Genomic DNA, 18,997 nt, shown 5'->3' with positions numbered 1-18,997 from the left:
CTTAGACCCCAAAAAAGGCCGGGGTGGGACCCTGAGGGTCCGACCCCAGAATTGCCAGGTGTTGGGTTAAAAATAAAAGGAGACAACATGACCGCCAGACTACAAGGCAAAATCGCGCTGCTCACCGCCGCCGGCCAGGGCATCGGCCGCGCCACGGCTGAAGCGTTCGTGCGCGAAGGCGCCACCGTGATCGCCACCGATATCAACCAGGCCCAGCTCGACGCCTTGAAGGAAGCGACGGGCTGCGCCATCCGCCGGCTCGACGTGACCGATGGCGCGGCCATCACCGCGCTGGCCGACGAGATCGGCCCCGTCGATATCCTGTTCAACTGCGCCGGCTTCGTCGACGGCGGCACCATCCTCGACTGCGACGATGCGGCGTGGGACCGTTCCTTTGACATCAATGCGCGTTCCATGTACCGGCTGATGCGCGCCGTGCTGCCCGGCATGCTGGCCAGGGGCGCCGGCTCCATCGTCAATATGTCGTCGGTGGCGTCGAGCGTGAAGGGCGCGCCGAACCGTTTTATCTACGGCACCTCGAAGGCGGCCGTGGTGGGCATGACGAAATCGGTGGCGGCGGACTTCGTCACGCGCGGCATCCGCTGCAATGCGATCTGCCCCGGCACCATCGAGTCGCCGTCGCTGAAGGAACGCATTGCGGCGCAGGCGGCAGCGACGGGCGTGAGCATCGATGAAGTGCAGGCGGCGTTTGTCGCCCGCCAGCCGATGGGCAGAGTGGGCAGGGCAGAGGAAATCGCCGCGCTGGCCGTCTACCTGGCTTCCGATGAATCCGCTTTTACCACCGGCATGGTCCATGTGATCGACGGTGGCTGGTCAAACTAATTACAACGACGAGAGACACACATGAAACTGATGCGTTATGGCGCCAAGGGCGCTGAAAAACCTGCACTGATCGATGCCAACGGCGCCGTGCGCGACCTGTCCGGCGTGCTACCTGACATTACCGGCGCAACCCTGGGCAAGGATGGCCTGGCGACCCTGGCCGCCCTTGATATCGCCAGCCTGCCGGTGGTGGCGAATCCCGGCCGCATCGCGCCGCCGTGGAAGGGCGTGGGCAAGTTTTTGTGCGTGGGCCTGAACTATGCCGACCATGCGGCCGAATCGGGCATGGCCGTGCCGGCTGAACCGGTGCTGTTCATGAAGGCCACCAGCGCCATCATCGGCGCCAACGATGCCGTGGTGATGCCGCAGGACTCGAAGAAAAGCGACTGGGAAGTGGAGCTGGGCGTGGTGATCGGCACCACCGCGCGCTATGTGAGCGAAGCCGATGCGCTGTCGCACGTGGCCGGTTATTGCGTGGTGAACGATTTGTCCGAACGCGAATACCAACTGGAGCGCGGCGGCCAGTGGGACAAGGGCAAGGGCTGCGATACCTTCGGTCCGATCGGTCCCTGGCTGGTCACAAGCGACGAAGTGGCGGACCCGCAAAACCTGGGCCTGTGGCTGGAAGTGAACGGCAAGCGCGTCCAGGACGGCAATACCAGAACCATGGTCTTCGGCGTGGCCAATCTGGTCAGCTACATCAGCCGTTTCATGACCTTGTACCCGGGCGACATCATCAGCACCGGCACGCCGCCGGGCGTGGGCATGGGGCAGAAGCCGTCGGCCGTGTACCTGAAGCCGGGCGACACCATGCGCCTGGGGATCAGCGGCCTCGGTGAACAGAGCCAGACCGTGCATGCCTGGAATCCGCAACTGATCGACGGTTAAACCAGTAGCAGACCGGCGCGCCGCCAAGATGCTCAGACATCGGCGCGCCGGCCTATGGCAGTGGAGTGGAGGAGACACACCATGAATCAATCCGAAGAGATACTGGCGCTGAACAAGGTCAGCAAGCGCTTTCCCGGCGTGCTGGCGTTAGATAACGTCAGTTTCAGTTTGCGCCGCGGCGAAGCGCATGCGCTGTGCGGTGAAAACGGCGCCGGCAAGTCCACCCTGATGAAGGTGATGAGCGGCGTGTACCAGGCCGACGAGGGAGAACTCGTCTACAAGGGCAAGGTGTGCAGTTTTTCCTGCAGCGTGGATGCGGAGGCGGCCGGCATCGCCATCATCCACCAGGAACTGAACCTGATCCCGCACCTGAGCGTGGCCGAGAATATTTTTCTGGCGCGCGAACCGGTGCGCGGCATTTTCATCGACCGCAAGAAGATGCGTGCCGATGCGCAGGCGCTGCTGGACCGGTTGAAGTTGCGCATCGACCCGCGCCAGCTGGTGAAAAACCTGTCCTGTGCGCAGCAGCAGATGGTGGAAATCGCCAAGGCGCTGTCGCTCAATACGGAAGTGCTGATCATGGACGAGCCCACGTCCTCGCTGACGGAAAGCGAGACGGGCCAGCTGTTCGACATCATCAATGAACTCAAGCGCAATGGCGTGAGCGTGGTCTACATCTCGCACCGGCTCGAAGAGATGCAGCACATCATCGACAGGGTGACGGTGCTGCGCGACGGGAAATTCGTCTGCACCGACGATTTTGCCAGCACGAGCCTGGACACCATCGTGGCCAAGATGGTGGGCCGCACCCTCGATGAAAAATTTCCCGACCGCGTCTCGACGCCGACGGATGACGTGCTGCTGCGCGTGACCGATTTGCACCGCAAGGATGTCTTCGGCCCGCTGAGCTTTGATTTGCGGCGCGGCGAGATCCTCGGCTTTTCCGGCCTGATGGGGGCGGGGCGCACGGAAGTGGCGCGCGCCATCTTTGGCGCCGATCCCCTCACCAGCGGCGCGATCCACCTGGGCGACGTGGCGGTGACCATCGACAGTCCCATCGACGCCATCGGCCACGGCATCGCCTACCTGTCGGAAGACCGCAAGAGCCACGGCCTGGCGATCCGCATGTCGGTGGCCGCCAACCTGACCCTGACGAATGTGTCGGGGCTGGCGAACCGTTTCGGCTTCATCGATTTCGCCAGGGAAGAGGCGGTGGCGCAGCAGTACATCGCGGCGCTGGGCATCAAGACGCCGACCTCGAAGCAGATCGCGCGCAACCTCTCGGGCGGCAACCAGCAAAAGATCGTCATCAGCAAATGGCTGTACCGCGAATCGAAAATCATCTTCTTCGACGAACCCACGCGCGGCATCGACGTGGGGGCCAAGTTCGCCATCTACCAGCTGCTCGACAAGCTGGCGTCGGAAGGCATCGGCGTGGTGCTGATCACGTCCGAGCTGCCCGAGATCATGGGCATGACGGACCGTGTGGCCGTGTTCCATGAAGGGCGTATCAGCGGCATCGTCAACACGCGCGAGTCGTCGCAGGAAGAGATCATGCAGCTCGCATCGGGCCGCCAGGCAGCAATGCATTAACATCAGAAAGCCACAAGAAAATGAACAAAGAACTGATCCAAAAATTCGCCGCGCTGGGCAGCCTGTCGCTGTTGCTGCTCGTGTTTTCCCTGACCAGCAACGCCTTTTTCTCCGTCAGCAACGGCATGAGCGTGGCCTTGCAAGTGACGTCGATCGCCTACTTGGGCATTGCCGCCACCTGCGTCATCATCACGGGCGGCATCGACTTGAGTTCCGGCTCCGTGCTGGCGCTGGCCGGCGTGGCCGCCGCGCTGCTGGTGAAAAGCGGCGTGCCCGTGCCGGTGGCCATGCTGGGCGGCGTCGTGGTGGGCGCCATGTGCGGCGCCGTCAACGGCTTTTGCATCACGCAACTGAAGCTGCCTCCGTTCATCGCCACCCTGGGCATGATGCTGATCGCGCGCGGCCTGGCGCTGCAGGTGACGGGTGCGCGCGCCATTTCCGGCCTGGGCGAGTCGTTCGGCGAACTCGGTAACGGCGTGCTGTGGCGCATCGAGCGGGACACGGGCGGCACCTTTCCCGAAGTCGTGTTTCCCGGCATTCCGTATCCGGTGGTGCTGATGGTGGTAATCGCCGTGGCCGTGTCCATCATGCTCAGCCGCACCACCTTTGGCCGGCATATCTATGCCGTCGGCTCGAATGCGGAGGCGGCGCGCCTGTCGGGCGTGAAGGTGGGCCGCGTGACCCTGCTGGTGTACACCTTGTCCGGCGCCTTGTCGGGCCTGACGGGTTGCGTGCTGATGTCGCGCCTCGTGACGGCGCAGCCGAACGAGGGCGTGATGTACGAACTCGATGCGATCGCCAGCGCCGTGATCGGCGGCGCCTCGCTGATCGGCGGCATCGGCACCATTTCCGGCACCGTCATCGGTTCCTTCGTCATCGGCATCCTGCGCAATGGCTTGAACATGAATGGGGTATCGAGCTTTATCCAGCAAATCATTATCGGACTGGTCATCTTGCTGACCGTCTGGATCGATCAGAAGCGCAACCGCGCCTGAAGCAGCAAGCAGCACGCATGAAGTCAATCTACTAAATCTATAATTACATGAGGACGACAATGAACACCATCAAAGCCATGTCGCTGGGTCTGTTGACCGCAGCATTTGCCCTGAGCTCCAGCGCCGCCTTCGCCGCCCCGGGCGAGATCGCCGTGATCGTCAAGACGACCAATTCCAACTACTGGCAAAACGTGAAAAAGGGCGCCACGGCCAGCGCCGCGGACGCCAAGGGCTACAGCCTGACCTTCCAGGGACCGGCTTCGGAATCGGCCATCGCCGACCAGGTCAGCATGGTGGAAAATGCCGTCACGCGCAAAGTGGCCGGCATCGTGCTGGCCGCGTCGGACCCGGACGCGCTGGTGCCGGCCCTGAAGAAGGCGTGGGAAGCGAAGATTCCCGTCGTGCTGATCGATTCGCTGGTGGCCGACAGCGGCAAGCGCTATTACCAGTCCTTCCTGTCGACCGACAATGAAGCGGCCGGCGAGCAAAGCGCCAAGGCACTTATTTCGCAGGTCGGCAAGACGGGCAAGATCGCCGTGATGTCGTATGTGGCGGGCGCCGGATCCGAGACGGGCAGGGTGGGCGGCTTCAAGCGCTATATCGAAAAGAACTCGCAGCTGCAGATCGTCGGCACGTATTACTCGCAGTCGCAGATGGCCACGGCGCTGAACCAGACGACCGACGTGCTGGCTTCGAATCCGGACTTGAAAGGCATCTTCGGCGCCAACGAGCCGACGGCCGTGGGCATGGGCCGCGCCATCGCGCAGGCGGGCAAGGCCGGCAAGGTGATCGCCGTGGGCTTCGATGGCAATGAAGACTTGAAAAACTTCGTCAAGGACGGCACCCTGTACGCGACCGCCGTGCAAGGTTCGTACTCGATGGGCGCACTGGGCGTGAAAACCCTCGTCAGCCTGATCGAAGGCAAGAAGGTCGCGCCGTTCGTCAACACGGGCGTGGTGATCGTCACCAAGGCCAATGTCGAACTGCCTGAAGCGAAGAACGTTTTGTATTGAGTTTCATATTGCGTATCAGCTGATCGTCAGGCGCTGCTTCAATTCCTTGAGCAGCGTGCCGGTCTTGGCGGTGAGCTGGCGCGCCAGCGGCCATGCCAGTGAAAGCGGCAAGCCTGGCGTGGCGCAGGCCGGCAGTACTTCGACGATGGCGCCGCTGGTCAGGTGCTCCTGCACCAGCCAGGTCGCCTGCTGCGCGATGCCCAGACCCGCCAGCACGGCGGCCGTCTGCGCCTCGGCATCGCCCACCGTCAGGCGCGGATGGACCGCGCGCCGTTCCACCCCGTCCTCGCCGGCAAACAGCCATGGCGCCGCCGTGCCGTCGCCGCGGCCATAGGCGATGCAGTCGTGGCCATCGAGATCCGCGATGGCCACCGGCGTGCCGCGCCGCGCCAGGTAGGCGGGCGCCGCGCAAAAGATCAGGCGCTCTTCGCCCAAGGGCATTTGCCCCAGCGTTGACGGCCAGCTGCCCGGCGCACCGATGCGCACGGCGATATCGATGCGCTCTTCGAACAGGTCGGCAAAGCGGTCGCTGAAGCTGATCGACGGTTGCAGCTGCGGATATTTTTCGCACAGGTCGATCAGCGCCGGCATCACGCGCATGCGGCCATACGAAGCGGGCACGCCGATGCGTACCTTGCCTGCCAGTTCGCCATCCTGCTCGGCCAGCACGTTTTCCGCATCGACCAGTTCCTGCAGCACGCGCTTGCAGGTGGCGTAGTAGGCCTGCCCCGCGCTGCTCAATTGCAAGCGCCGCGTGCTGCGCTCGAACAGGATCACGCCCAGGCGCGCTTCCAAGCGCGCCACGCTCTTGCTCACGGCCGAGCTGCTCAGGTGCAGCCGTGCGGACGCTTTGGTGAAACTGCCGGCGTCGGCGGTGGCAAGAAAAGGCGCGATGCCTTTCAAATGTTCGGACATGATTGCAGAATATTTTTCACGAATAAGGTGAAATACTATCGCGGATAAGAATTTCTGTCCGCTATATCATGGTTTCTTACACAGGCATGGGAGTACGCATGAACAAGCACGCATTGATTATCGGCGCCAGCGGCGTTATCGGCAGCAATCTGGCCACGCACTTGCTGGCGCAGGGCTGGCAGGTGACGGGCGTCTCGCGCGGCCGCACGCCCGTGCCTGCCGGCTGCGCATGCCTGCCGCTCGATGCCACGGATGGCGCGGCGGTCAGCGCCGCCCTGGCGGGCATTGATGCCAGCCACGTCTTTTTCACGGCCTGGGCACGCCAGGCGAATGAACAGGAAAACATCCGCGTCAATGGCGCCATGGTCGCCAATGTGCTGGCCGCCCTGGGGCCCACCGGCCACTTGCGCCATGCGGCCCTGGTGACTGGCCTCAAGCATTACCTGGGACCGTTCGATGCGTATGGCAAGGGAGCCGTGCCCGTCACGCCGTTCCGCGAAGAGCAGGGGCGCCAGGACGTGGAGAACTTTTACTATGCGCAGGAAGACCGGCTGTTCGACGCGGCCGCGCGGTATGGCTTTACGTGGAGCGTGCACCGCCCGCACACCATCATCGGCTACGCGCTGGGCAATGCCATGAACATGGGCCTGACCCTGGCCGTGTACGCGACTCTGTGCAAGGCCAGCGGCGCGCCGTTTGTCTTTCCCGGTTCAAGCGCGCAGTGGCACGGCCTGTCCGACATGACGGACGCGGGCCAGATCGCGCGCCATCTGGCGTGGGCGGCCGGCAGCCCTTGCGCGCGCAACGAAGACTTCAATATCGTCAATGGCGACGTGTTCCGCTGGAAGTGGCTGTGGCCGCGCCTGGCCGCGTACTTCGGCGTCGAGGCGGCCGATCTGCCCGAGGCGATGGCGCCGCTGGCCGGCCGCATGCAGGATGCGCCCGCGCAGTGGCGCGCCATCGCGCAGCAGCACGGCCTGGTGGAGCTTGACGTCGGCCGTCTCGCTTCCTGGTGGCATACGGATGCCGACCTGGGGCGGCCGATGGAAGTGATGACGGACATGGGCAAGAGCCGCAAGGCGGGTTTTCTCGATTACCAGGATACGCAGGATGCCTTCTTTAATTTGTTCGAGAAATTGAAGGCGGAGCGCGTCATTCCCCGCTGACCTGGTCGCGGCCAAGCACGTTGTCGGCTTACGCCGTTCCGGCTAAGCCGACCTGCCGGGCCATCGTGGCAGTGCGTAGGTCGGCTTAGCGCGCAAGCGCGTAAGCCGACATCCCCACTGCTATTCGGGCTTGCGCCGCTCCTGCGCCCGCAGCCATTCCAGCCCTGGGCGGTCAACGCGAAATTGCAGCAGCCGCCCTTGCACCACTTCCGTCACGTAAGCCGTGCGGCCATCGGGGCCGCCGAAGGTGATGTTGCTGGGCTTGGCGCCTGGCACGCTGATCTCGCGCAGGATGCGCCCCTGCGGCGACAGTTTGACCACCGTGCCCTTGCCGTAGCGCGTCACGTACAGATTGCCGTCGATATCCACGCGCATGCCGTCCATGCCGAAATCGTCGAACTTGATCAGCAATCGCTTGCCGCTCAGGCTGCCATTGGCGGCGATGTCATACATCCAGATATTGCGCTGCACGCTTTCATTCACATACAAGATCTTGCCGTCCGGGCTCACTTCAATGCCGTTGGCCGTGCCCATGGTGTCGAGCGCCAGGGTCACCGTGCCGTCTTGCGCGATGCGCCACACGCGGCCCGTGTTTTCCTTCCAGTTCGGGTCGCTTGCATACAGCACGTCGTCGGCCGTGATGGCGATGTCGTTCGGCTGCGTCATGCGCGGTTCGCGCGCGTGGATGGTCAGCGCGCGCGTGGCCGGGTCGACCAGGTAAATCGTGTGCTCCATGTAGTCGGCCAGATACATCTGCCCACGGCTGCCGAAGCGGATGCCGTTGGCGATACTGGTGCCGGGCAGGGTCAGATACACCTCGCCAGTGCCGCCGGGGCTGACCTTTCCGATGGTTTGCTGGCGCGCAAAGTTGACGGCATAGATATTGCCATCCGCATCCACGGCCGGACCCTCGATACCCTTGGTGAAGGAATGCGCGGGCGTGAGCGTGGTGGCGAGGAACAGCGTTTCGTGCGCGGGCTGGCTGGCGCAGGCGGACAGGCTGGCCAGCGCGGCGGCCAGCACGGCCGTGCGCAGCGATGGCAGGGCATATCGGGATTGGTGCATCAGTGTTCTCTGTATGGCAAAGGTGGCGTATGTTACCCGACGCGCGCCAGCCGGGGCGCCTGGCTAGGCCGCCACCACGACCAGGTCGGGGAAGTCGTCCTGCCAGCCGTCCCACTCGTCTTGCAGATGGGCGTGCATGCCGGCGCTCTCTTGCGCCTGCTCAAACGTGTCCGCGCTGGCCAGCAGGAAGCGGGCGATGGCGCGCAGGGTGGCCGGGTCGGCCTCGATGGTCACGTCGGAACAGCGTTTGGGGCGTTCTGCGGCTTCGTCTTGCAGATAGCAGTGCAGCGATAAATGTGTAGTCATGAGGTTCAGTTGTTGATGTAGGCGCCCAGCATGGCGTGTGCGTTCAGTGCGGCGCGGGCCGCTTCCAATTCCCCTGGCTGCAGGTGCCAGAAGATCCAGCCGGCATGCTCTTCGCAGCGGCCATGGGCTTGCATCGCACCGCGCAGGGCTTGCCGGCGCTCGGGCGGCAGCGCGTCCAGTCGGGCTTGCGTAAAACCATTGATGGGATAGACATCGCGCAGGTGCGCATCTTGCAGCCCGCGCCGCTTGATGGCGGCCCAGTTATTTGCGGGGCAAGGAATGCCAAAGGTCATCGGATGGGCCTCGTCGAGCTGCCGGTAGCCGAGTGCGTAGCCAGTGCCATAGCCCTGCGTTTCAGCGTAGCAGTAGATATACTCGCAATGCTCGAACAGACCGGGTATGGCCCGCGCAGCGTCGAACAAGGGCGCCAGCGCAAGCTTGCTGGCGCGTATGGCCAGCACGAACAACGAGCCCGATGAATACACGACAAGCGCGTCGCAGTTGGTGGTCTCGTCGGCTTCGTCGGGCGGCACGATGCGCGGTGAAAACAGCTCGATGCTGTCGGTCTCTGGCGCAAACAGCATCTTCTCGTAATTTCGCTGTGAGAACTTGACGACCTTGCCGCGCTTGTTGCCATAGCGCTCGACGGGTTCGCCGATGTGTGCGAACCAGGCGAACAGCTGGGCGCTTGCTGCGGCGGCGATGAAGGGGCTATCTTTCTTGAATTCGCCTACCAGGAAGTGATAATGATCCATGTGTCGTCAGAGTAAATGGGCAACGTGCATGATGCCATGTGCCGGCAGCTGGCGCTAGCGTGCGCACCGCAGGGATGGCGTCGGACGGGCGGGATGGAAAAAGATGCGCGACTGGACGGCGCAATGGCCGGGTTGAGGCGTATGATGGAAATACGGATGTGGTTGCCGCAAGGCAGTGCGACCGGCATGGACCCCACATCTTGCAGGTTTTTTTCGTGGTTTTGGCAGCAATGACAACGAGGAGACATCATGGATAAACCCGAATTCATCCTGGCCGCCAAGGCCATGGAAACGCTGGAGATGTATCAAACCTTTTACGGCCACTCCAGCGAATACCAGGCGCACCAGCAGGAAGTATTGAAACTGCTGCGCCACAAGGGCGCCTCCCTGCTCGTGTCTGAGCATGGTCCGGCGAAGTTCCTGCTGGCCTTTGCCGATGCGCTGGAGGTGGCCAGCTTGCCGGGGGAATATGTGCCGTTGAGCCGGCGGTAGGGGCTTGTGAGCCTGGTGCCGTTTGACGGTGCCAGGCAACAGGCGACCTGGCAAATCGATCCACCTATGCTTTTTCCATTGCGCAGATTAAAGCCGAAGTGGCATACATAGGCGTCGTGATTCAGGGTGCACGAGACACTTTCCTTGTCGCGCTGCCGATAGCCTTTCTCCAAACTGCAGCGCTCTTTCGAGTCCGGAGCCATGGAGTCAAACATGTCCTTTGCCACGGTCCCGGTGACCATGAAAGAAATCTTGCGCTCATGCGGTGTGGGCGGCTGTTGCTCGCCCAAGGTATTCGAATAGATCAGATAAGAACCCTTGAACGGTTGGTATTCGCCCCAGTCGCTGTTGCCAGCAGCATAAACCAGTGAAAACACGGTGAGGGCGCCGAACGCCATAGCCCACAGTTTCTTCATGTCAGGTACTCAGTTCCAGGTGAAAGTGATGGTCGTGATTCTTGAATGGCGTCACGAGAGGAATGCCGGTATCGTTAAACAGCACCGTGCGCACACTGGCATGGGCGCGAAAAAGTGCGATGAGCTTTGCCGTCGCGGCTTGAGCGTATTCTTTGTTGTACCAATATACTGGAATGGGCAGGCCATCTTTGCGCAATGGAGGAATGTCCACCTCCAGTCCGCACTTGGTGGGGAAGTTGGCATTGTTTCGTATTCCTTTCCACCGGGAATTGCGGTATCGCAAACAATAGCGAGCTGGAACCGGATACTCCGACGCCATGGCGGTAACTTTTTTATATCGTGTTTGTGACGATGTGTGAGTATGTTGCCACCTATTTGGTGCACACTTTGCCGCATATCAAACCGGGAGTGTACCCATGACCAGGTCACGCAGCTTGCCGCCACGTTTGCTGGGAGCAGGCTTCCGTGGCTTTTCCCTGCTGCCGCTGGCGATCTCATTTGTCGTGCTGGTGTGCCTGTCGCTGCTGGCGATCCAGCTGTGGATGACCTTGCGCGCACGCGAAGTGCAACTCGATGAAGCGGGGCGCGAAAGCGCCAACCTGGCGCAATCTGTTGCGCAGCATGCTTATGACACCATCAAGGAAGCCGATACGGTGCTGGTCGGCCTGGTGGAGCGCGTGGAAACCGATGGTGTTTCCGATTCTGAACTGGCCCGCATGCACAAATTGCTGGTGAGCCGTGTCGCCGAGCTGCGTCAGTTACACGGCATCTTCATCTATGCCAGGGATGGCAGCTGGCTCGTGAATTCTCAGAAAACGCTGTTGAGCAATCTGAATAATTCCGATCGCGATTATTTCCATTACCATCGAACGCATGCTGATCGGGGGCCGTATGTCGGTCCTCCCGTGCGCAGCAAATCGACGGGACACTGGATAGTCACGGTGTCGCGGCGTATCAATATGCCTGACGGAAGTTTTGGCGGCGTGGCGCTGGCGACCATCGACATGAATTATTTCAGGCTGTTTTATGAACGTTTCTCAATAGGAAAAAAGGGCGCCATTTTCATCGCGAATGGAAAGGGCATTCTTTTATTGAGAAGGCCGTTCGATGAAAGTTTGTTGGGGCGCGATCTTTCGCAGTTTCCCTTATTTCATGATTATTTGCCCAAAAGTCCCGTTGGCACGGCAGTGATCAAGTCGCGAGTCGATGGCGTGACGCGTATCAATAGCTATCGAAGAGTCGAGGAATATCCGCTGGTCGTCTCTGCCGCATTATCGCAGGATGAAGTACTCGCCGAGTGGCGTCTCGACATGATTTTGCAGAACGCGGTGGGTGGCGTATTGGTATTGCTGATTGCGTTCATCGGATACCGCGTGGTGCGGCAGATCGATTTGCGGGTCAAGAGCGAAGCGGGACTGGTCGAGGCGCATAATGAACTGGAATTAGTCAATGAAACACTGGCCCGTCTTGCCAGCCAGGATGGACTGACGGGGCTGGGAAACCGGCGCCACTTCGATCAGTCGCTGCTTGCCGAGTTTAGCCGTGCGCAGCGTGAGAAAAGCGCTCTGGCACTGGTGTTGATCGATGTCGACTTCTTCAAGCAATACAACGATATCTATGGCCATGTGGCTGGCGACGAGTGCCTGAGAAAAATCGGCAAAGTGGTTGGCTACAGCATGCGCAGGCCGGGGGATCTTGCGGGGCGCTACGGTGGCGAGGAATTGGTCATTTTATTGCCTGGGACGGATTTGCCTGGCGCTTTGGCGGTGGCGGAAGGCGTCCGGCAAGCAGTGCAATCGCTGGGAGTCGAGCATAGTGGCAATCCCCTTGGCGTGGTGACGGCCAGCGTCGGCGTGGCGGCTTTCATGCCGACGCACCTGGAAAACCAGGCGGTCGAGTTGGTTGAGCTCGCTGACAAGGCACTCTACAAGGCCAAGGCATCGGGAAGAAATCAGGTCTGTTACGAATCGTCTTGCGAGCCTGCCGAGCAGGCCGTGACTGCTTTTGCATTTCGATAGCCATTTTTGAAGGTGGAGGAACGGGCCGTACTTGTCGCTACTGCTCGCCGGCGCACTGAGGCAGGCCTTCGTTTTGTCCGCGCCAGGCAGAGCCCGGTTTAGCAGATTGCTCCATACGTGCCTTTTCCCGTACGCAGGTCGAGTCCGAAATAGCATTCGTATGCTGCCCCTTTTGTATGAACGCAGGTAATATCTCCTCTGCGCCGCTCCCGGTAATCCGCTGAGGAGCTGCAGGCCTGCTCCTGTTGCACATCGGGGCCGAGCTGGGCAAACAGTTCCCGTGCCAATTCCCCTTTGACCATGATTGCCACTTTCCGGTCGTTTCGCGTGGGCGGCAGCATGTCGGACAGCGTTCCGCCATAGATCTGATAGTCACCACGCAATGGCCTTGGCTCGCCAGTCCACTCCCGCTGCTTGTCGGCCGCATGTGCCGTTGAGAATAGAGTGAGCGCCATGGCGCAGCATGCAAGCCGAGTATTCATCCATGCTCCCTGATTTCAATATGAAGATGGTCGTCGTGCCCTTGCAGAGAGCGGACGCGCCCACCGGCAATTGTTTTTTGCACCTCGCCATCGTTAAAGAAGACCTTGGTGACCATGGGATGCTGCAAAAACAGTCGTATCAATTGGATGGTGGCGTTTCGGTCATACACGTCATCAAAGCGTGACACGCGTGCGGACTGGCCTTCCAGCCTGTCCTTCCGCATGGGGCGTATATCCATTTCAAGGCCTTTCCGGTGGCTCACATGCTTGTCGTACCCTAACCCTTCCGCGATACTGATATTCCCGATGCCAAATTTCCGATCATCAATTGCCTGCCATTCACGTTCGATGTAAAAGATCAGGGATAGCAAGCTGGGGTGCGCATATTGGGCCATATGGCCGGAATGTGGCAGCCGGTGCAGATTGCCATAGACGTAATACCCGGCACCTTCCGGAGCCTGGGGCAGGATAAAAAAACCGCGCTTATCCCTGGGCTGAACTTCAAGCATGGTCAACTCCGCTAGGCGCAACGGTGGGGGAGTTGGCATTGTTTCGTATTCCTTTCCACCGGGAATTGCGGTATCGCAAACAATGGCGAGCTGGAGCGGGGTTTGCCCGTTGCTCTCGGTGGCGCGTGGACCAGCCTTGTCCATGTACAATCGGCAACATACGGATCGACGTATCCGCCCCTTCACTGCGGAGTACGCTTGAGCGTGACACAAATATTGCAAACCTGGCTGCAGGCCTGGCGGGAAGCCTTTACGTGCGTCGGCCTGGGACTGCGCGATGCGCGTCATGCGGGGCTGTGGTGGCGCTCCGCGCTGTGGTGCATGGCGGTCGTGGCGCTGTGGCTGGGACTGTATAGCTGCTTCGGCCGTTTTTTTGTCGAGCTGAGCGCCATGCTGGCGCTGATATCCGTTACCGGTTTGCTGGGGCTGGGCGTGATGGATGGCGTCGGGACACTGGCCAACGGGCCTGCCACGCTTTCGCAGATGGGCAATATCGCTGGCGGCCTGGGCAGTGCCGCCAAAGCTCTGTTGTCGATCGGCCAGATCGCCCTGGCCTTGCTGGCGTTGGCTGGCTTTTTCTATGTGATGGTTTTTATCATCGGCGCCATCGGCACGGCGCGCTTGCCGTTGCGCTGGCTGTTGCTGGAGCGCGCCAAGGCTGTGGCGGCGCGCCGCTATGCCGCATGGCAGACGCCGGCTGGCCTGGATGCATCCTCCGCCCGCCCTGTGTGGCGGCGGCGCCTGTTGCTGCTGTTTTCCCTGCTGATTCCGGTGTGGGCCATGTGCGTGCTGATTTCGTACTTGCTGGCCTGGAATGTCCAGATGGTCTACGGCGCGGCGGCTGAAAAGGTGCTCGGCGCGGAACAGCAAGCGGCGTTGCGCCGCGAACAGCGTCCGGCGATTTTTGCCCTGGGATTGCTGTTGTGTTTGCTGATGCTCGTACCAGTCCTCAATTTACTGGTGCCAGCCTTGCTGTGCAGCAGTGTTTGCCATTTGCAGCGCCGCGGCTGGCGCGCAACGGGGTCACCAATCAAGGTGGAGTGAACAAGGAGTGAACAATGAGTGAACACGCAAGACGCGGCACCCTGGAGCGCGCGATTGAAATTGCCGCCGCCACCCATGCGGGCCAGACGGACAAGGGCGGCGCGCCGTACATACTGCACCCCTTGCGCGTCATGCTGCGCGTCGCGCCCGGTGCTCAGCAGATCGTCGCCGTGCTGCATGACGTGGTGGAAGACAGCGATGGAAAAATCACCTTCGACGACCTGGCGCGCGAAGGATTTTCCCGGGAAGTCATCGACGGCGTGCGCGCCGTGACCAAGATCGACGGCGAGTCCTACGAAGCGTTCATCGCCCGCGCGGCCTTGGACCCGGTCGGCAAGGCCGTCAAGCTGGCGGATCTGGCCGAGAATAGCGATTTGTCGAGGATAGATGGGCCGACGCAGAAGGATCTGGAGCGGGTGGAGAAGTATCGGCGGGCGATGGAATATTTAAGGGGTGAGGTTTTTTAACTTCGAAATGGCGCAACGCCATCGCTTCAACTGGCAACAAGTCCACCAACGTATGGATATTTGATTCTTCGCAATGCTCAGAAAATGCATAGCGGCAAGAATTATCGAGCGCAGATTTCTTTGCGAGCGCTACGGCACGACGACCATTTCCATGTCACGATCAAGTAGCAAGGCAGATGATATGAAACGCCTTCTCGTTGTTTTTCTTCTTCTTGTTTTGGCTACGGCCATTGCCCAATCCGCTCCCAAATGGTTATTTTCTTACCAGTCATTCAAAGGCCGCTATGCGATTTATGGCGGAAGCCTGAGCGATCCGCAGCCGCCAACCAGGAAAGACAAGCGCATCGCGTTCTGGATCGACGGCAAGGCGGCGAAACAGCTATTTGATGCGATGGGGCCCGACTTGCGCAACGCGTGCGGCGTGGATGGCGAATATCGATTGCGCCAGCGGGCGGAAGTGAGCTGCTCCTACCATCCCCGTGATGGCCATTATTGCGACTTTGGCTTTGATCTGCTGACGGGGCGCAGCATCGGCGGCTCCATATGCTGAGGCGCGCCAGCCTGCTAGGCGTCACGCTACTGTGCCTGCTGTTGGCGCACCAGGCTCGGGCCGTATGGGAGTTTGCAGAGAGGAATTTTTCAGCTTCGTACGCGATCTATGGCGGATATCTTGACGAAGCCGTCGCCCCGGTTGCGGGCGATACCAAAGTCGCGTTTCGATTGACGGGAGCCGCTGCCAGAGACATGTTCGACGCCATGGGACCGGATTTGCCCAATGGCTGTCCCGATGCACAAATACGCGTTCGCCATCGTGACATGCTGCTGTGCCGATATCGGCCAAAGGATGGCCACCACTGCGATTTTGGCTTTGATTTGTCGACGGGATTGAGTATCGGAGGAGCGGTTGGTGGGGCGGTGTGTGACGAGTAGTGGAGGCGGCGGTGACCTTCAAGAGTCACCGGGTACGACCAAGCGCCTTGCGGATGGCCTGCTCGACGGGGCGGTCTATCAGCGCCAGGACGATGACCACGGCAGCGGTAACAATCAGTCCCTCCAGTAAGGCAGGATCCGGAAAAAGTCGCTGATTGGCGATGGCGGCAGGTACCGTTGCACGCTTCCAGAGAAGCAGCAGCAGGGCGGCGCCAGCGGCGAGCAGCATGGCTGGCCGACGATGGTGCAAGCGGGCGATTTGCCCCATCAGCAGCAACGCGATACCCCACGCAAAAGGATAGGCGCCGTGGTCGAACAGGATCATGCGCTCGTCATAGTAGACGCCGGTGTACCACGCAAAACGGGAGAAGCCGAAAAGACCATAGACGACGAGGGCCACAGCCAGCACGAGGAAACTGGAGGAAAGCAGGCGCGCAATTTTCATGGTTGGGATTTCTTTGTCAATGCGTCGAGATCGCTCCCGGCCAGGTGGCCCTTCTGCGTGGTTACTTTGATGATCTTGCCTTTGCTTAATATGGCTCGCTGGCCATGTATTTTTCTTACCGCCGCTCTTTATGTTAGGGTTGGCCTGGTCGGCGTGACCGATAACAACGGAAGCAAACTTGAACGAGGCTAATTACGAGGCAATGGACGCGTGATGAGGAAGCGTGTTATTGGAAAGTTGGCAGACCATTACCATCATTCCAATTTCTGCCATGTCCGTTTCGAAGGGGATTTCACCGCGTTCTTGAAAACCGAGGCTTGCGTAGAAGCGCCGAGCACTTGAATTGGTCTTGAGTACATCGAGCCATACCAAGCTCTCCCCGCGCTTTAGCGCCAGGTCGTAAATGTAGCTTAAAAGCTGTTTTCCATAGCCACGCCCGGCCTCGGATTTGAGGAAGTATATCTTTTGGAGCTCCAAGCCCACCTCACCGATTATTGGCACCGGCTTCGACAAGTTGACCTTGGAAAATCCTACGACTTTGCCGCCTTCGTCGGAAGCAACAAGCCAGACTTGGTTTAATGAATTCAGCGAACGTTCAAGCGCGCTGGGCGAAAAATCTTGGTCTAGGAAATCCGATATTCCATCAGAGGACCAAATTTCAGAAAAATGCTCTCGATAGGTCTGACAGCCAATTTCACGCAGAGTACTCAGGTCAGCGGTTCTGGCTTCACGAATATTAATCATATTATTTCGATCTAGTGAGAGGGGATGCAATGCAGGACGACCTTGTAAATTGCTTCATTCCATCTATCGACGAAAATTCATTGCTTATTTGAAAATTTTCGTGAGTGAAGGGACATTCCCCTGGGATTTAAATCGTGGCATATACCCGATGATCCGCAGGCGAAAGCGGGAAAGCCGATTAGCGCTCTGAATCGCCTCCAGCACCTTAAGACCGCGATTCTCCACGCGGGAATTTATACCGTACCAGCAGCGTTGGCCCTTTGCCGCCGGATGGCGTCAGCAGTATCTCGTCACCGGGCTGCATCTCCTCATACATCACCGTGCAACAGGTCGGCATCGAGTGGCCGCGCGCGGGATAAACACCAACATCGGTGTGCAAGGTTGCAGCGCGTACGTCCACGCTGGTCTTGCCGGCCTTTCCTTCTTCTTGCAGCAGCTTGCGCAGTGCGGTGACGAAGTCCCCTTTGCTGAGTCTGACAGGTGCCTGGGTGGCTTGCGGGCGAGCGGTTGCGTCGTTTTTCATGGCAGTTTCTTTCATTGAGTACATGGCCGCCACTATATCATTGGCTCCTGATGTTGCATGGCAGTCAGGCGGTAGATTTCATCGTTAGAGACCGAACACAATTTCCGCTTGTGATCCCGTCGCCTGATCTGCATCCGCAAGGGGTAAGAGGCAGGTTGAGCTAGTCCGGCATTCGTGCACGGCCTGAGCGGCTGATGTTGTTGCTAGGAAAAACCGCCTGCGGCGCAAAAGCTAGTCAGAGGAATCGGAGAGGGTTGCGCTTGCAAGCGCAACCCGGTTTTGCGGCGCCGAGCTGCGCTCGCCGAAGTCCCGCAAAACCCCCGCGTCCGTACCGGACGCGGATGCGATGCCCGCGTTCTGCATGCACCGAATAAATAAAAAGGGCCTCCCCGCCAAAACGGGGAAGCCCTTTTTATTTATTCGGTGGTGGAGACGGCGGGAATCGAATCTACCGTAAACTTGGATTTTTTAGGCATCTTGAAGGTTTTGCTGGTAAAAACTAGACAATCAGCTAGATACTGGACCAATAGGCGAGAGTCTGGAAATTAGTTGATACATTACAATGTGTGTATTTGTTTTTCCTAGAATATGCTATCTTCCACTCCGATTGCTTGCTACGTGAGCCTATTTTAATCGTGAGTTTTGGTTTGTGTCGATATCTAAAAATTGTAGTGATGCTGCTATATTGTTATTAATTAATGGAATTTCCTCATGAAAATTGATTTTGTCACCGAGAAAGATTTTGATGGGTTAGAAGCAGAAAACTTCAACCCTCTTTACACTGAAGTTACCACGACTTGTCCGGGAATTATAGGGCAGACTCTTTGGGAGAAAATACTAAAAATTCATAATTTGCAACATTTTGGAGACGGTCCGACTATGGTTGCAAATATGAATCAAGCAATCTCTATTTGGAATCAGAGCGAGCCAAATGATGAGGCAACTATAAAGGCCGCATATGGAGTGTAGTTTTTGCGGGACGGCTGACTATTTTAATAAGTATGGCTAAAGTCTTGGAGATCCACCGTCTTTTTTGGGTTGAAATGACGGAGGCTTATTGTTGCTATTTAACGTCATCTCTCAAACAACCTGTCATCGAACTAACGATTGAGTCTGCACAAGCTTGAAGTCATCTGTTAGCGACATATCCGCTGCCAAGTTGATGATTTCGACCAAGCAGTCACCGAAGTCCTCTGGCGCTTTGTCCCTCAAGAACAGTGAAGGATCACAGTGTTCGTGTGGTACGAGATCGGTATCGATCAGCGGGAAACTGATCGATACAGGGGCTTTGTTTATACTATGAACCGTTGCTTCACCTAAGATCATTAGTGGCCCGAAGCTAGTTGGTTCGGAGCTCATAATTCCTGTCGGTAGCCGACGCTGCCCTT

At 59.3% G+C, this 18,997-nt stretch carries 22 protein-coding genes and 1 pseudogene; 12 read left to right on the top strand and 11 right to left on the bottom strand.

The genetic code is table 11. The features are described 5' to 3' along the window. Positions 1 to 87: 87 nt before the first annotated feature. The 5 genes from HWE17_RS26920 to HWE17_RS26900 all read left to right on the top strand — a co-directional run bounded on the left by HWE17_RS26920 (position 88) and on the right by HWE17_RS26900 (position 5,332). Positions 88 to 843, top strand: coding sequence for an SDR family oxidoreductase (locus HWE17_RS26920; protein WP_046685268.1), 756 nt, complete (start codon positions 88 to 90; stop codon positions 841 to 843). Between the two features lie 21 nt (positions 844 to 864). Beyond that, positions 865 to 1,731 carry a fumarylacetoacetate hydrolase family protein gene (locus HWE17_RS26915; RefSeq protein WP_176390892.1) on the top strand — a complete coding sequence of 289 codons (867 nt, stop codon included), beginning with the start codon at positions 865 to 867 and terminating at the stop codon, positions 1,729 to 1,731. 81 nt (positions 1,732 to 1,812) lie between these two features. Next, positions 1,813 to 3,324, top strand: coding sequence for a sugar ABC transporter ATP-binding protein (locus tag HWE17_RS26910; protein WP_255206404.1), 1,512 nt, complete (start codon positions 1,813 to 1,815; stop codon positions 3,322 to 3,324). A 20-nt stretch (positions 3,325 to 3,344) separates the two neighbouring features. Beyond that, positions 3,345 to 4,319 carry an ABC transporter permease gene (locus HWE17_RS26905; protein ID WP_034759656.1) on the top strand — a complete coding sequence of 325 codons (975 nt, stop codon included), beginning with the start codon at positions 3,345 to 3,347 and terminating at the stop codon, positions 4,317 to 4,319. Between the two features lie 77 nt (positions 4,320 to 4,396). Continuing rightward, entirely contained in the window at positions 4,397 to 5,332 is a 936-nt protein-coding gene (locus tag HWE17_RS26900; protein ID WP_070304000.1) for an ABC transporter substrate-binding protein, read from the top strand. 15 nt (positions 5,333 to 5,347) lie between these two features. Here HWE17_RS26900 and HWE17_RS26895 read toward each other — a convergent pair whose 3' ends face one another. Continuing rightward, positions 5,348 to 6,247 (bottom strand): LysR substrate-binding domain-containing protein, encoded by a 900-nt coding sequence (locus HWE17_RS26895; protein WP_176390890.1) that lies wholly within the window; start codon positions 6,245 to 6,247, stop codon positions 5,348 to 5,350. Positions 6,248 to 6,345: 98 nt separating this feature from the next. Between HWE17_RS26895 and HWE17_RS26890 the strand changes: the two genes are divergently transcribed. Next, a complete protein-coding gene (locus tag HWE17_RS26890; RefSeq protein ID WP_176390889.1) occupies positions 6,346 to 7,413 on the top strand; it encodes an SDR family oxidoreductase in 1,068 nt (355 codons plus the stop codon). A gap of 120 nt (positions 7,414 to 7,533) precedes the next feature. Here HWE17_RS26890 and HWE17_RS26885 read toward each other — a convergent pair whose 3' ends face one another. The 3 genes from HWE17_RS26885 to HWE17_RS26875 all read right to left on the bottom strand — a co-directional run bounded on the left by HWE17_RS26885 (position 7,534) and on the right by HWE17_RS26875 (position 9,539). Further along, the gene (locus HWE17_RS26885; RefSeq protein WP_176390888.1) at positions 7,534 to 8,478 is read right to left on the bottom strand and encodes an SMP-30/gluconolactonase/LRE family protein; all 945 of its coding nucleotides are present in this window, start codon (positions 8,476 to 8,478) and stop codon (positions 7,534 to 7,536) included. A gap of 63 nt (positions 8,479 to 8,541) precedes the next feature. Then, positions 8,542 to 8,784 carry a hypothetical protein gene (locus HWE17_RS26880; RefSeq protein ID WP_176390887.1) on the bottom strand — a complete coding sequence of 81 codons (243 nt, stop codon included), beginning with the start codon at positions 8,782 to 8,784 and terminating at the stop codon, positions 8,542 to 8,544. A 5-nt stretch (positions 8,785 to 8,789) separates the two neighbouring features. Then, the gene (locus HWE17_RS26875) at positions 8,790 to 9,539 is read right to left on the bottom strand and encodes a hypothetical protein (RefSeq protein ID WP_176390886.1); all 750 of its coding nucleotides are present in this window, start codon (positions 9,537 to 9,539) and stop codon (positions 8,790 to 8,792) included. Between the two features lie 249 nt (positions 9,540 to 9,788). Between HWE17_RS26875 and HWE17_RS26870 the strand changes: the two genes are divergently transcribed. Continuing rightward, on the top strand, positions 9,789 to 10,031 hold the full coding sequence (locus HWE17_RS26870; protein WP_035825558.1) for a hypothetical protein: 243 nt from the start codon (positions 9,789 to 9,791) through the stop codon (positions 10,029 to 10,031). Between the two features lie 417 nt (positions 10,032 to 10,448). Here the strand turns inward: HWE17_RS26870 and HWE17_RS26865 are convergent, their stop codons facing one another. Next, complete coding sequence (locus HWE17_RS26865; RefSeq protein ID WP_176390885.1) at positions 10,449 to 10,658, bottom strand: hypothetical protein; 210 nt, start codon at positions 10,656 to 10,658, stop codon at positions 10,449 to 10,451. A 205-nt stretch (positions 10,659 to 10,863) separates the two neighbouring features. Between HWE17_RS26865 and HWE17_RS26860 the strand changes: the two genes are divergently transcribed. Beyond that, positions 10,864 to 12,465, top strand: a complete 1,602-nt coding sequence (locus HWE17_RS26860; RefSeq protein ID WP_176390884.1) for a GGDEF domain-containing protein — start codon at positions 10,864 to 10,866, stop codon at positions 12,463 to 12,465. Positions 12,466 to 12,563: 98 nt separating this feature from the next. Here the strand turns inward: HWE17_RS26860 and HWE17_RS26855 are convergent, their stop codons facing one another. After that, entirely contained in the window at positions 12,564 to 12,920 is a 357-nt protein-coding gene (locus HWE17_RS26855; protein WP_176390883.1) for a hypothetical protein, read from the bottom strand. A gap of 23 nt (positions 12,921 to 12,943) precedes the next feature. Then, the gene (locus tag HWE17_RS26850; RefSeq protein WP_176390882.1) at positions 12,944 to 13,600 is read right to left on the bottom strand and encodes a penicillin-insensitive murein endopeptidase; all 657 of its coding nucleotides are present in this window, start codon (positions 13,598 to 13,600) and stop codon (positions 12,944 to 12,946) included. Positions 13,601 to 13,654: 54 nt separating this feature from the next. On the opposite strand from HWE17_RS26850, the gene HWE17_RS26845 reads away from it, so the two are divergent. The 3 genes from HWE17_RS26845 (at position 13,655) to HWE17_RS26835 (ending at position 15,517) form a co-directional block, all read left to right on the top strand. Continuing rightward, entirely contained in the window at positions 13,655 to 14,500 is an 846-nt protein-coding gene (locus tag HWE17_RS26845) for a hypothetical protein (protein WP_176390881.1), read from the top strand. A 14-nt stretch (positions 14,501 to 14,514) separates the two neighbouring features. Next, positions 14,515 to 14,967 (top strand): GTP pyrophosphokinase, encoded by a 453-nt coding sequence (locus tag HWE17_RS26840; protein ID WP_176390880.1) that lies wholly within the window; start codon positions 14,515 to 14,517, stop codon positions 14,965 to 14,967. 181 nt (positions 14,968 to 15,148) lie between these two features. Beyond that, positions 15,149 to 15,517 carry a hypothetical protein gene (locus HWE17_RS26835; RefSeq protein ID WP_176390879.1) on the top strand — a complete coding sequence of 123 codons (369 nt, stop codon included), beginning with the start codon at positions 15,149 to 15,151 and terminating at the stop codon, positions 15,515 to 15,517. A 405-nt stretch (positions 15,518 to 15,922) separates the two neighbouring features. Here HWE17_RS26835 and HWE17_RS26830 read toward each other — a convergent pair whose 3' ends face one another. From HWE17_RS26830 to HWE17_RS26820, 3 genes are all read right to left on the bottom strand, one after another. Beyond that, the gene (locus HWE17_RS26830) at positions 15,923 to 16,342 is read right to left on the bottom strand and encodes a hypothetical protein (RefSeq protein WP_176390878.1); all 420 of its coding nucleotides are present in this window, start codon (positions 16,340 to 16,342) and stop codon (positions 15,923 to 15,925) included. 192 nt (positions 16,343 to 16,534) lie between these two features. After that, entirely contained in the window at positions 16,535 to 17,086 is a 552-nt protein-coding gene (locus HWE17_RS26825) for a GNAT family N-acetyltransferase (protein ID WP_176390877.1), read from the bottom strand. 205 nt (positions 17,087 to 17,291) lie between these two features. Beyond that, entirely contained in the window at positions 17,292 to 17,609 is a 318-nt protein-coding gene (locus tag HWE17_RS26820) for an HNH endonuclease (protein ID WP_176390876.1), read from the bottom strand. Positions 17,610 to 18,320: 711 nt separating this feature from the next. Between HWE17_RS26820 and HWE17_RS26815 the strand changes: the two genes are divergently transcribed. After that, a complete protein-coding gene (locus HWE17_RS26815; protein ID WP_176390875.1) occupies positions 18,321 to 18,578 on the top strand; it encodes a hypothetical protein in 258 nt (85 codons plus the stop codon). Positions 18,579 to 18,701: 123 nt separating this feature from the next. Here HWE17_RS26815 and HWE17_RS28545 read toward each other — a convergent pair. Continuing rightward, a pseudogene (locus tag HWE17_RS28545) lies at positions 18,702 to 18,997 on the bottom strand (hypothetical protein); the annotation flags it as partial.

Source organism: Janthinobacterium sp. BJB401 (assembly GCF_013372745.1).
Lineage (GTDB): Bacteria > Pseudomonadota > Gammaproteobacteria > Burkholderiales > Burkholderiaceae_D > Janthinobacterium > Janthinobacterium rivuli.
Note: the sequence above shows the minus strand (reverse complement) of the source record. Positions and strands in the feature narration are given on the sequence as shown.

Coding starts and splice junctions, on each gene's coding strand:
- HWE17_RS26885 (WP_176390888.1), bottom strand. CDS start 8,478: ATGCACCAATCCCGATATGCCCTGCCATCGCTGCGCACGGCCGTGCTG.
- HWE17_RS26915 (WP_176390892.1), top strand. CDS start 865: ATGAAACTGATGCGTTATGGCGCCAAGGGCGCTGAAAAACCTGCACTG.
- HWE17_RS26830 (WP_176390878.1), bottom strand. CDS start 16,342: ATGAAAATTGCGCGCCTGCTTTCCTCCAGTTTCCTCGTGCTGGCTGTG.
- HWE17_RS26850 (WP_176390882.1), bottom strand. CDS start 13,600: ATGGACAAGGCTGGTCCACGCGCCACCGAGAGCAACGGGCAAACCCCG.
- HWE17_RS26820 (WP_176390876.1), bottom strand. CDS start 17,609: ATGAAAAACGACGCAACCGCTCGCCCGCAAGCCACCCAGGCACCTGTC.
- HWE17_RS26860 (WP_176390884.1), top strand. CDS start 10,864: ATGACCAGGTCACGCAGCTTGCCGCCACGTTTGCTGGGAGCAGGCTTC.
- HWE17_RS26920 (WP_046685268.1), top strand. CDS start 88: ATGACCGCCAGACTACAAGGCAAAATCGCGCTGCTCACCGCCGCCGGC.
- HWE17_RS26870 (WP_035825558.1), top strand. CDS start 9,789: ATGGATAAACCCGAATTCATCCTGGCCGCCAAGGCCATGGAAACGCTG.
- HWE17_RS26840 (WP_176390880.1), top strand. CDS start 14,515: ATGAGTGAACACGCAAGACGCGGCACCCTGGAGCGCGCGATTGAAATT.
- HWE17_RS26905 (WP_034759656.1), top strand. CDS start 3,345: ATGAACAAAGAACTGATCCAAAAATTCGCCGCGCTGGGCAGCCTGTCG.
- HWE17_RS26855 (WP_176390883.1), bottom strand. CDS start 12,920: ATGGCGCTCACTCTATTCTCAACGGCACATGCGGCCGACAAGCAGCGG.
- HWE17_RS26900 (WP_070304000.1), top strand. CDS start 4,397: ATGTCGCTGGGTCTGTTGACCGCAGCATTTGCCCTGAGCTCCAGCGCC.
- HWE17_RS26835 (WP_176390879.1), top strand. CDS start 15,149: ATGAAACGCCTTCTCGTTGTTTTTCTTCTTCTTGTTTTGGCTACGGCC.
- HWE17_RS26880 (WP_176390887.1), bottom strand. CDS start 8,784: ATGACTACACATTTATCGCTGCACTGCTATCTGCAAGACGAAGCCGCA.
- HWE17_RS26815 (WP_176390875.1), top strand. CDS start 18,321: ATGAAAATTGATTTTGTCACCGAGAAAGATTTTGATGGGTTAGAAGCA.
- HWE17_RS26825 (WP_176390877.1), bottom strand. CDS start 17,086: ATGATTAATATTCGTGAAGCCAGAACCGCTGACCTGAGTACTCTGCGT.
- HWE17_RS26895 (WP_176390890.1), bottom strand. CDS start 6,247: ATGTCCGAACATTTGAAAGGCATCGCGCCTTTTCTTGCCACCGCCGAC.
- HWE17_RS26910 (WP_255206404.1), top strand. CDS start 1,813: ATGAATCAATCCGAAGAGATACTGGCGCTGAACAAGGTCAGCAAGCGC.
- HWE17_RS26875 (WP_176390886.1), bottom strand. CDS start 9,539: ATGGATCATTATCACTTCCTGGTAGGCGAATTCAAGAAAGATAGCCCC.
- HWE17_RS26890 (WP_176390889.1), top strand. CDS start 6,346: ATGAACAAGCACGCATTGATTATCGGCGCCAGCGGCGTTATCGGCAGC.